Annotated in this window: 6 protein-coding genes; 3 read left to right on the forward strand and 3 right to left on the reverse strand. The window is 45.4% G+C overall.

Features of this window, described 5'->3' with window-relative positions; genetic code table 11:
• Positions 1-125 precede the first annotated feature (125 nt).
• Positions 126-1,310 carry a 3-oxoacyl-[acyl-carrier-protein] synthase III C-terminal domain-containing protein gene (locus ASL11_RS18140; RefSeq protein WP_235550508.1) on the forward strand — a complete coding sequence of 395 codons (1,185 nt, stop codon included), beginning with the start codon at positions 126-128 and terminating at the stop codon, positions 1,308-1,310.
• A complete protein-coding gene (locus tag ASL11_RS18145; RefSeq protein WP_056617678.1) occupies positions 1,307-2,182 on the forward strand; it encodes a DUF6999 family protein in 876 nt (291 codons plus the stop codon). The genes ASL11_RS18140 and ASL11_RS18145 overlap by 4 nt, the downstream gene beginning before the upstream one ends.
• Before the next feature lie 28 nt (positions 2,183-2,210).
• Here the strand turns inward: ASL11_RS18145 and ASL11_RS18150 are convergent, their stop codons facing one another.
• From ASL11_RS18150 to ASL11_RS18160, 3 genes are all read right to left on the reverse strand, one after another.
• Positions 2,211-5,348, reverse strand: a complete 3,138-nt coding sequence (locus ASL11_RS18150) for a S8 family peptidase (protein ID WP_056617681.1) — start codon at positions 5,346-5,348, stop codon at positions 2,211-2,213.
• Between the two features lie 101 nt (positions 5,349-5,449).
• Positions 5,450-6,850, reverse strand: coding sequence for an MFS transporter (locus ASL11_RS18155; protein WP_056617684.1), 1,401 nt, complete (start codon positions 6,848-6,850; stop codon positions 5,450-5,452).
• A 63-nt stretch (positions 6,851-6,913) separates the two neighbouring features.
• The gene (locus tag ASL11_RS18160) at positions 6,914-7,513 is read right to left on the reverse strand and encodes a TetR/AcrR family transcriptional regulator (protein ID WP_056617687.1); all 600 of its coding nucleotides are present in this window, start codon (positions 7,511-7,513) and stop codon (positions 6,914-6,916) included.
• Between the two features lie 371 nt (positions 7,514-7,884).
• Between ASL11_RS18160 and ASL11_RS18165 the strand changes: the two genes are divergently transcribed.
• Positions 7,885-11,811, forward strand: coding sequence for a polysaccharide lyase family 8 super-sandwich domain-containing protein (locus tag ASL11_RS18165; protein ID WP_056617689.1), 3,927 nt, complete (start codon positions 7,885-7,887; stop codon positions 11,809-11,811).
• Positions 11,812-11,815: the final 4 nt, after the last annotated feature.

The following is an 11,815-nucleotide window of genomic DNA, read 5'->3' on the forward strand; positions in this document are numbered from 1 at the left end:
ATTAAAAAAGATGACTCCTGATGAATTCAGAAGTCACCTTTTAGCGGCCTAATTAGGCCATGGGGTCTTTCTTTTAAAACGTCCACAATTAGGGTCACAGTTCAGACACTTGTATGTATGCAGGCATGAATAAAGAAGGCGCCAATGAAAATCAAACGGGTTGGCTTGATTATGCTTCCATCCATGAAGCGGCAAATGATGGGGCTATTAATTTGAAACAAGACATTCGCCTAGTGGGCGAGATGCCGAAAGTTGGTGTTAAACGTTTTTTTGAACTTGTGGACGAGGGGAAAGTAGATCCTACTTCAATTGATTGGATGGTCTGTCACTACTCTTCCCATTATTTTCGTGATGAAATTTTCCGTCTTATGCAGCTTGGCGGTATGACCATTCCAGCAGACAAATGGTTTACAAACCTATATACGAAAGGGAACACAGGAGCCGCCTCTATCTATATTATGCTGGAGGAACTGCTCAACGAAGGGCATCTGAAACCAGGCGAAAAAGTGCTGTGCATGGTTCCGGAGAGCGGAAGATTTCAGACTTCGTATATGCTATTAACTGTAGTCGGCACAGGCAACATGACAGCAACTGAATACATGGAGCGGCAGCCAGAAGCACCACATTTGGATTTTGATAATGCCAATTTGGTACAGTCTCATTTAGTACGGCAGTTAGTCAACGTTTGGATTGATTTTGAACAAAAACTTGCTCACGTTCCCATTATTCATAAACTGTACAGGGGCAAATTTACGCTGGAGGATTACATGCTGCTCATGGAAAACATTCGTCAGCAGGTAATCGACGGGTCACAGTGGATTGCACGCGCAGCTTCTTACATCTCGATTGAGAACATCGATCTGCGTTCCATGTTTATTGCCCATGCCCGCGACGAGCATCGCGACTTTCAAATATTGGAACGCAATTACGTGGCCGTTGGAGGAAATCTTGTGGATATTCAATCCGGTGAGAAAAATATCGGCAGCGAAGCACTGTCAGCCTACCTATTTCAGCGGGCAAGCCGAGAAAATCCTGTGGATCTGATGGGTGCGATGTGGATTATTGAAGGTTTGGGATGTCGCATGGCGAGGTACTGGGGAGAGGCAATTCGTGACCAACTCGGCTTAAACGACGATCAAGTATCATTTTTACTTTATCATAGCGACTCAGATGAAAAACATTTCGAGCGTCTAGAAGCCGGGATTCAACATCCGATGCTTACGATGGAAATTGCCGAACGGATTATAAAAACCGCTAAAACGACAGCACGGTTGTATTTATTACAATTAGAGGAGCTGGGGAACATATGAGCAAGGCCGATTATTTTAATAACATGACGCATGATAAGCAAGATCCTAATCCATTCCTTGCTATCTACCTTGATCAAAGCATTCCATTTAACGAAGAAGCGAAAGCCTCCTATTTGAAGGACTGCTCTAGTAAATCTAGGCAATTTTTGCTTCCTGTATTGAGGCCGCTCTCTCGGTTGCTGATCATACTTTTCCAACTGTACAAAATCATTTTCCCAAAAGCTTTTACTTCATCTAAAATGCTGCATCGTTTCTTGTATTGGGGCATGAAAACGTTCGTGAGTCCAGACGCCAATTATATGATTCTTCGGCATTTTTATTTGGGATCTGAAATACTGCAATTTATCCGCGATAACATTCCGGGTGTCCATATAGAGATGAATCCGCTGAAACCGACAAATCTTGAACCGGTTAAAGACGATTTGTTTCTCATTCATGACCTCAATTTATACAATTTTGTAATCCATTTAAATAAACAATTACGAGAGAAAAACATTGAGGTGGCGAAGCAGGAACGACTTAATTTTGATGCTATTACTTCAAGTCGCATCCCTATAGAACTGATGCCCCATCGACGGACCAATTTTCTCGATCTCATGACAGCTATTGAATGCTTTACGCCTGTCTACCAGTTTTTTCTGACAGATAACGATTTTTGGCGAGCAACGAATTCCTTACAACTCGATGAGACAATTGGGATTCTAGCTTCTAAAGTGATCGGTAGTAATGACAGGCTCGCTTTGATAAACAATAAGCACCCAATGGTCCCGCTTTCTACGCTTCGAGCCGGCTTTCGATTAGTACTTCATGGACTTGCTACAGAACAACTCCATGCCTTACTCGTGGAGTTAAAACATAAACAGGCTGCTTAATCAGCAGCCTGTTTGTTATTCATTTAACTTACTGTACTTTGTCCAACAGTCGGTAAATCACAACCGCCGCCTGGGCTCTAGAAGCATTATCCGCAGGAGCGAATTGTCCCCCTGTTGTTCCGCTGAGTAGACCTAAGGCAGAAGCGATTCGGACGTAGGATCTAGCCCATGTACTAATCGTGCCTTCGTCGGCATATTTGACCTCTTGTGTGGTGACGATATCTGCAAGCTTTTTACCTGTTGCATGTAAATAGGCATTGACCATGGTGAGAGCCATTTGTTCCCGTGTGATAGGCGCATCCGGAACAAATGTTTGCTCGCTCATGCCGCTGATAATACCTGCAGAATAGGCTGCATAGACGGAATTCCGATACCAAGCATCCGCAGATACATCCTGGAATATGTCTGTTTGGCTACCATCTTGTAATTTTAACGCTTTAGCGATAATGGTGACGAATTGTGCTCTTGTCAAAGTGGAATCAGGTTGGAAGGAATCTTGATCGATACCATCGATAATCCCTTTGCCAGCCAAGTTTTCAATTTCTTTTTGTGCCCAATGATCCTTAATGTCCTTAAGGATTGTCTCGTTTTGCTTCTCGAGAACAGCATATTTGGAGAAATGGGCAAGTGAAGCCGTCATGGTGCCATCTGAATTAAGAGTGCCGGCGATTGGTGTCCAAGCACCTTGTGCTTCATCATAGAAATAAACGCTTAGTTTATGAACATCTTTTACCTTTTTGGCATCAAAAGGAATCGTAACTTTCACAGGTGAAGCGAATGAATTGATTTTCGCCCCATCCTCGGTTACAGAGAAATCATAAGTAGCGGATGCTGACGTGAAATTCGGGATGGATGTGTTGGTTTTGCTTGATGTAAATAGGATTTTGCCAGTTGAAGGCTTGATCGGCCAAGCATTTGGCGGAATCTGCATGTTGATATCATTAGCCGCGATAACGATCGGTCTGTTCATTTGCGAAGCTTTTTGAACAATATCAGCATCCATCTCGACGGAGAGGATATCCACGTTTTCCTTCGTTTTGGCATCCAGGGTTAAGTCGGACAAAGCTTTATTTAACAATATTAATAAATCAACGTGTGCTGGTTTAAACTCATACGCCATTTTCCCATCGGCATTGAGGAAGGGAGGTTGTTGTGAGCTGCCGCCACCGCCGCCGCCCCCGCCACCGCCCCCGCCGCCTGCAGGAGTAATCGTGTACAGATAATACGCATCATTACTGAATACATTATTATGTTTAGTGGCAACAGTTAAGGAAGTATTTTCACTAAGCTTGAGCTCTCCACCTGTTATAGGGAACGTTGATATGAATGCAGCCTTATTCTTTTGCTCGATCTTATAATATATCACTCCAGATGAATAAGGAGAAGTGATTGTAACCGTTTGAGTTCCTTTGTAATCGCCAGACTGTAAGCTAACTTGAGGTGCGTTAGGTGGACTGTAGAAGGAAATCAGGTTTGAACGATGGTAGGTTACACCGCCTGTTGGGAGTGGCTCTTCCCATGTCCCGAAAATATAAAAGTCATGGACAGGATCGTTATTTGCCATCGTAGCTGTTAGTCTTTTTTGACCTGTTTGAAGGTGATCCCAAGCAGGTGCAACAAAGTCATAAGTTGTATCTTTCTCTCTGTCATCTGTCGTTGCATTAAAAGCTCTCGCTTCAAGGTACACCGAATAGGTGACATTGACGACGCTATTCTGAACATTGAACAATTTAAAGTCATAATTGACTGTAGGATTGGTCGGGAAATTCGCAGCTGGAGGAACCGACGTGATTTTCAGCCTAGGCACTTCAAACGCGCGAATGCCATTAATGAGACCATTACCATAAGCCATCGTTTGCGAAACATAGTTATATGGATAGTGGATGGATGATTCATAGATATTCGCCTGCAACGATTGTAGAGCGGTTGGCTGTGCTGTCGTCTGAAGAATGAGACGAATGTCTTCTGCCTCCAGATTATGATTAGCTGCTTTCAGTAAAGCAGCAAGTCCTGTAACAAAAGGTGTAGCCATGGATGTTCCTGACTTATAATCATAGCTGCCGCCAATAATTGTGCTATAAATATTAACGCCTGGTGCGACGACATCTATTTTGCCTATATTAGAGAAATCTGCAATCGCAAAGCTTAGATCAGTAAGTTGGGCTACAGCACCAACACTTATCACTTCTTCATAGGCTGCTGGGTAGCTAGTAAAATAGGCAGTACGGTGGGTATCTGTAGTATCCCAAGGTTGCGTAGAGTATTGCCCTATTTCGTCTTTCTTCCAATTGTTACTGTCGTTACCAGCGGCTGAAACAATTACAGTACCTTGATCATGGATTGTTTTAATTATGTCATGCAAAGCTTTACTGTTTCCATAACTGCCCAGACTCATATTGATTACATCAACTGGATGGGTCTGCAAGTATTGGAAAGCTTGGTACAAATAGCTCGTATCCCCACCACCACTGCTATCAAGAACTTTAAGTGGCATGATTCGGACGCCATGAGCGACACCTACATCGGCGCCGCCATAAGCTTGCGCTGCAATAATCCCTGAAACGTGTGTGCCGTGACCATTATCGTCTTGTGCATGGGTATCACTATTTACAAAGTCGTAACCTTGGATAATAGCACTTTGTAGAGCTGGATGTGTCATATCAATACCAGTATCTATCACGGCTACTTTGACAGTCTGATTCTGAGAGAAGTTGGAGTAGGTACCCATTTGATCAATGTGTGACGCAAGCTTCCCCCAAGTCCGCTTATATGCCTCCGTTCCAGAATAGACTGATTGTGAGACAGTGGGTGATACATCCGTTGAAATCAGATGCACCTTATAAACCGGCTCCGCATATTCCACATTCGGATCCTCTTGAAGTTCAGCGAGCTTATCCGAGACGGATTGCTCGTCGTTGAAGTTAACCGTTGTCCATGAAGAAGCTGAGCGTGCGGACAAGGCCTGTATGCCGTTAGCAGCAGGTTGTTGCTTGTATTTCACGAGCACCTTCCCAGGAACGATGTCGTTCTCATTGAAGGAAGGCGTAGTGGATGTGCTGTTTAGTTCATTTGGTTCTTGAGCATAGCCGAGTGTTCCAAGTGAAAGATTGAAGACCGTAAAGAGCGAGACGAGTACAAGAAGTAACTTTCGTTTATGCAGAACCATAACTTCCCCCTAATAAATGTAATATGAATACGAAATAAAAGATCCATTTCATATTTTACATGTAGAGAGCGTGGGGTTTTGTCGGAATTTGTCGACGAGTTCTAAATATTCGATAAAATACTTGGTTGAGTCGCGGTTACTCGACGTTTCTGTCTTCCGAACGAAACATAATACAAACCGAGTATGATAAGCTGTGAACCGACCAACACAGCATAGATATTACTAAAAATAATGCCAGATCCGTGGCTGAAAAGTGGATTCCAGCTAGTCATCGAAGCCGAACCTAGATCGACGGCCTTACTATATAGACCGATGGCGATACCCTGCCCAATGAAATTGGCCATCGACAACATGCCCATCCCCACGCCGACCTGATCCGCCGGAAGTGTTCGGGAAACGGAATTATTCACTGCTATGACGATGAAGGACTGACCCACATTGCCAAGAACCAGGAAAACGGCAATAAGCAGCGGTGAGCTGCCAGTAAATGTGGCAAGCAGAAGGAAGCAGGCTAACAATAAGCTGGAAGCAATGTAAGCAACGTACGAGTTGCCTTTGGCATCGGCGAGCTTGCCACCTCTGCGGCCAAATAGGGCAGACGCAGCAGCGGCAGGAACCAAGGCAAAGCCAATCCACACGGAAGGAAGCTGTTGAACATCCGTTAACAGCAAGGGACTAAGTACATAGAGCGAGCAGCAGCTTCCGCTAATGAGGAACGAGAGGGTAAGCCCGAGCGTGTATTTCCGATTTTGAAATAGCTTCGGTGCAATAAATGGCTCACCCGCGGTGCGAATACGCACCATGAATAATCCAAGAACGAACATTGCGCCGAGTAAAAGCAAGAAGCCGTTCGTCACGCTGAGCAGCAGTAAAGCAATGGTGATGCCTAGTAAACCGCCGCCAATCCAGTCGAACTTGCTTGAACTTACGGGCTGTTCATTGCCTAGGTATTTGCGGTAAAAGGGAAGAGCGACCAGCACAACGAGAGATACAGCGAACAACCAACGCCAGTGTAGTGTGCTTATAATGAGAGCTGCAATCACAGGCCCAAGTGCATTACCAAAAGCTAAACCAACAGCTGTCATGCCAAGGGCTGCTCCTCTTCGCTCGGGAGCGAAGTAACGTAAAGGGATAATCATAGCAATCGCTGGAATGACGGCTGCACCAGCGGCTTGTAAGCATCGGCCGACTAGCGCCATGCCAAATGTATGCGAAGTCAGACCGATCAAGGAGCCTAGCGCAAACAAAAGAAGACCGAATGTGACTAAATCTTTTAATCTGTAGCGATCAGCGAGCTTTCCATATGTGACAGCGCCAATGGCGTAAATCATGATATAAGCAGAAGATAGCCAGCTCACTTGGGCTATTGTGAGCGCAAATTCTTTACTGATTTTTGGGAGGGCTATGTTAAACATAACGCCGCTCATCATGGATAAGGTCATGGTGAACATGAGCACACGCATTAATTTGTCAGCGGTTTGCAGTGGTGCTTTGGTTGCCATAAGAGGGCACTTCCTTTCAAAAAAAGACTGTCAGTACTTACTGTCATGCGAGTGAGAAAAAAACTAGGGCCGTAAAGCCCTAGCAAATAACTGGATACTCTCTTGCACGAAGGGTGCTAAAGTAATGCCTGGATAGCTTTTTTGAGCATCAAGATCATTCATGAAAGCTCCAAAATGCATCATAATGAAGGTAAAGGCATGCAACTCAGGATTCGTTGTGACGATTTTCCCTTTTTCGGACATTTCAATGAAATAGTTCGTCAAGATCTCGAGCAGCTGTTGAGGATGCTTCTGGGTACGAGCGCGAAAGCCGGGTAATTGACCCTCATCTTCTTTGAGGGAGATCTGAATCATTTTCCGATTCCTATTCATAATCTCATGGTAGGTCGTGCAAACGAGAAGAAGATCCCTCTCCAAATCCCAGACGAGCTTCTCTGCAAACAGTTTCTTCATCTCTTCCGCATAATGATAGCGGTCGAAGGCAGCCTCTAGAAGCTTCTGTTTCGTGCCAAAATGGCGAAATAAGGTCTTCTCACTAAGGCCAGCTGCGGTGGCAATTTCCAGCGTCGTTACGCCGTTATAGCCTTTTTCTGCGATTAAATGGAGCGCGGCTAATAGAAGTTTATCGCTACTACCCAGCTTGCTGTTACTGCTGTCGTTCATGGTATCCCTCTTCCGAAACAATGTCAGTACTCACTGACATTTATGATAAATGGGGTAGAGGTTAAAGTCAATGACGATTTTAGATTAGACTTACTAACAGGTAGCCGGTGAAAATGAGAATGCTCCAAATTGGATATGAAGGATGCTAATGTGTTAAAAAAAGTGCATCGAATCAGTAGAGAAGCCTGTAACAACGGGGTTCTCCTTTTTTTGTCTCCGACTATTTACGCAGCAATAATTGGTCATTGTCACGGAAGAAGCGGTCAGGTACGATCGGATATGTGCAAGGCCAAAGACTTAACATACTTAAGGAAAAGAAATTTTGTTCCATAGTCTTGATGATCGATAGATGAGATCGGGAGGATGAATTGATGAAGAAGGTTAAAAAAAAAGTGAGTATGCTGTTAGCTGCTAATTTGCTTTTTAGTGTGGTTGCCTCAACTGTTCCATTTTATGAAAGCGCAACCAATCAAGCAGAAGCCGCTGCGGTGAATTTAATGACGAACGGAAGTTTCGAACAGGCGACAACGGCCACAGATGCTAATTGGAGCAGTGTGAATGCTCCTGTGGGTTGGGGGCTATGGATTCCTACTGGAAGCGGGAAGGCCCCAAACAAAACCGTCAATGTCACGCTGGATATGGCAACTGCCCATGAGGGAAGTAAGTCGGTGTTGATAGATGCATTTGCAACGAGCAGAGTCTCCATTAATCAGACGGTAACACCGGTGACCGCGGGGAAATCCTATCGATTGAAATTGTGGTTGAAAACGGAGAATGTTACAGGAACAGGAGCATACTTCAGAACACAATTTTATAACGCAAGCAAAGTTGGAGACGGTCCCTCAACCCCAAAATTGTTAGGTACGAACGATTGGAAGATGCAACAGGTTTTTATGACAATTCCAACGAATGCAACCAAATTGGTCATCGAACCATTTCTGGAGACAGGCATGGGGAAAGTATGGTTCGATGAAGTAAGTCTGGAGGAATATAACGGAGTAACAGGAATTGCTTTGGACCCAAGCGCGATTTCAATGACGAAAGATACAACGACTACACTCACAGCGGTGCTCACTCCCACGAACGCAGTGGACAGAACGGTTATGTGGTCTTCAAGCAACCCAAGTGCAGTGACAGTGGACAGCAATGGAAATGTGACGGCCGTAGGGGTTGGCACTGCTACCATTACAGTTGCGACACCAGATGGGACGATTTCAGCGCAATGTACAATCAACGTGGAATCGGCGGAAATGGCAGCATCGTACAATGCGCTTCGACAGAAATGGAACGACAAGCTAACGGGCGGTGCCCTGTTCAATCCTGCTGATCCAGATATGGCGGCTAACCTCACTAAACTGGCAGACAGTGTATCCAATGCAGACCAAACAGGCTTGTGGGATCGCGTGAACAAAGCTGGTAATCGGACAAATCTATGGAGTGATTTGACAAGCACAACAGATTCGAGCCAGATTAGCACGGCTTATGCGCGTTTAAAAACGATGGCCTTAGCTTATTCCATGCCAGGGACTCTTTTGTATCAAAGCACATCGCTGCGAGATGATATCGTGAGCGCTATGGAATGGATGTATACGAACCGTTATAACGAAAACAAGAACCCATATGGGAATTGGTGGGACTGGGAGATCGGGGTCCCGCAAACCTTAAATGATCTCATCGTGCTCATGTACGGGCAATTGACTCAGGGGCAGATCACCAAGTTTATTAAGCCGATTGATAAGTTTTGTCCAGATCCCAAAGTTGGCTCCGTTCTTGGTGTCAAAGGAAGCAAAATGACGGGTGCTAATCTGCTGGATAAAGCATTGGTTGTAACGGTTCGGGGTGTAATCGGGAAAAATAGTGCAAAGATTATACAAGGACGCGATGTGATGGGGCCAGAATTTGCTTACACCGATCATGGGGACGGTGTTTATGACGACGGTTCCCTTGTTCAACACACCAATATTGCGTATACGGCGGGATACGGAGCAGTTTGGCTAAGCCGGGCTGCAGATATGACCTTCTTGTTGAATAGCTCTCCTTGGCCGGTAACGGATCCCAACGTCAATAACGTGTACCAATGGGTATCAGATACGTTTGAGCCTGTCATATATAAAGGTCTCTACATGGATATGGTCAATGGCAGAGGCATGTCGAGGCAAGCCTCAGGCAGCGCCAGAGGCACGATTACAACGTTGCTTCGCTTAGCTGAAGGGGCGCCAGCGGATGTGGCGTCATCCATTAAGCGAATGGCGATGGAGTGGATTTTGGCGGATACGACGTATACCAATTATTTCGATGGCTTATCTGTCTACGATTTGAGTCTTGTCAAAAATCTCTTAAACGATGCCTCGATACAGCCTAGAGGTGAATTGCTGAAAAACCAAGTATTTTCAGGAATGGACCGTGTTGTCCATTTGCGTGAAGGATACGGCTTCGGAATCAGCATGTTCTCCAATCGGATCTCGGCGTTTGAGAAGGGCAATAACGAGAATTTAAAAGGTTGGTATACAGGGATCGGTATGACGTACCTTTACGACCAAGACCTCAACCAATATCGGAATGATTTCTGGCCGACTGTAGATTCGTTTCGTTTGCCAGGCACAACAACAAATGGCTCTGGCAAAGGCATGACGCCAGGTGAATGGACCTCGTACATGAACGCGAAAGAGTGGGTAGGAGGCTCGACGATCGATGGGTTGTACGGCGCGTCAGGCATGGACTTTTCCTTGACCAAAGTGACGGGAAGCGACCTGCAAGGCAAAAAGTCGTGGTTTATGTTCGATGATGAAATCGTTGCCTTGGGCGCAGGTATTTCAAGTACCAGTGCTGGACCACAGCCTGTAGAAACGATCATAGATAACCGCAAGTTGAGTGATGCGGGTGATAATGTGCTCACCGTGAATGGCGCAGCCCAAACGAGTCAGCTCGGTTGGTCGGAAAACATGGAGAATGTTAAGTGGGCTCATTTGGCTGGAAATATGCCCGGAACGGATATGGGCTATTATTTCCCAGAAGCGACTAGTGTTTATGGACTTCGTGAGGCCCGAACTGGCAAATGGAGCGACATTAACAGCGGCCAATCGGCGACGCCAATCACTCGGAATTACATGAGCCTGGCCTTTGAACATGGGGCTACGCCTTCGAATGCTGCATATTCGTACGTGATGCTGCCACATAAAGACACTGCGGCTACTCAGCTTTACAGCAATGCGCCTGATGTTGAAGTATTAAGCAATACGACGGATGTGCATGCGGTTAGAGAGAAGAAGCTCGGTATAACAGCAGCGAATTTCTGGAATCCAGGTACAGTTGATTTTATTACAGCGCGTAATCCATCATCTGTCATGGTGAAGGAAAACGAATCGGAGTTAAACATAGCCGTATCCGATCCAACACAAAAGCAAAGTACGATTACACTGGAACTGAACAAAGCTGCGTTATCCCTCGTACGAAGTGATGATACGGTTACGATTGTACAAACGTTGCCCACGTTAAAGCTCCAGATTAACGTAGCAGGTTCATTAGGCAAAACTCACGTTGTAACGTTCAAGAAGGATGCGACAGCACCAATTACGACAGATAATGCAAAGCCAGATTGGCAGCGCAATGCCCAGACTGTGACATTGACTGCAGGCGACGAGGGCAGCGGTGTGCAGAAGACGTTCTATAGACTGGCCAACGGCACGTTTACGGAAGGAAACTCGGTTACGATCGCTGAAGATGGCGTACATGAAATCCAATATTACAGCGTGGATAATGCCGGCAATCAAGAGTCGGTCCAAACCGCGATTGTGAAAATCGATGCATCGGCTCCCAGCATCGTTCCAACCGTTTCGATGGTTGTTTACTGGACGGCTGGTGGCAGCCTGAATTTCGATATTTCCGATCCTGTTAGTGGTATAGCTGGGAAGTCGCTTCAATTGAACGGTAATGCAGTAAGCCTCCCGTACACGTTCAGTCCTTTAAGTCTGACAATTGGCGATCTTCCTGTAGTCGTTACGGCAACGGATACAGCGGGGAACGTAACAAGATCAGCGTACACGCTAAAAGTAATGATGGATGCAGATCATTTGGATGAATTGGTAAGGTATGCATTCCAGCAAGGCTGGATTACTAACCAAGGCGTGTATAACAGCTTGTTAGTCATGATTGACGTTCTTCAAAAGCATTTGAATCAGACACAAGATCAGAATGCATTCAATGCGTTAGAAAATCACATTCGTGCGCAATCAGGTAAAAAGATTGAAGCAGCTTTTGCTGAGAGGCTGTTAAACGCTATTGCCTTTTTAAAGTCATAAGTTG

The organism is Paenibacillus sp. Soil750 (assembly GCF_001428045.1).
GTDB lineage: Bacteria > Bacillota > Bacilli > Paenibacillales > NBRC-103111 > Paenibacillus_E > Paenibacillus_E allorhizoplanae.

Excerpts from the sequence above, each read along its gene's own strand:
- ASL11_RS18140 (WP_235550508.1), top strand. The coding sequence starts at position 126 with ATGAATAAAGAAGGCGCCAATGAAAATCAAACGGGTTGGCTTGATTAT.
- ASL11_RS18145 (WP_056617678.1), top strand. The coding sequence starts at position 1,307 with ATGAGCAAGGCCGATTATTTTAATAACATGACGCATGATAAGCAAGAT.
- ASL11_RS18150 (WP_056617681.1), bottom strand. The coding sequence starts at position 5,348 with ATGGTTCTGCATAAACGAAAGTTACTTCTTGTACTCGTCTCGCTCTTT.
- ASL11_RS18155 (WP_056617684.1), bottom strand. The coding sequence starts at position 6,850 with ATGGCAACCAAAGCACCACTGCAAACCGCTGACAAATTAATGCGTGTG.
- ASL11_RS18160 (WP_056617687.1), bottom strand. The coding sequence starts at position 7,513 with ATGAACGACAGCAGTAACAGCAAGCTGGGTAGTAGCGATAAACTTCTA.
- ASL11_RS18165 (WP_056617689.1), top strand. The coding sequence starts at position 7,885 with ATGAAGAAGGTTAAAAAAAAAGTGAGTATGCTGTTAGCTGCTAATTTG.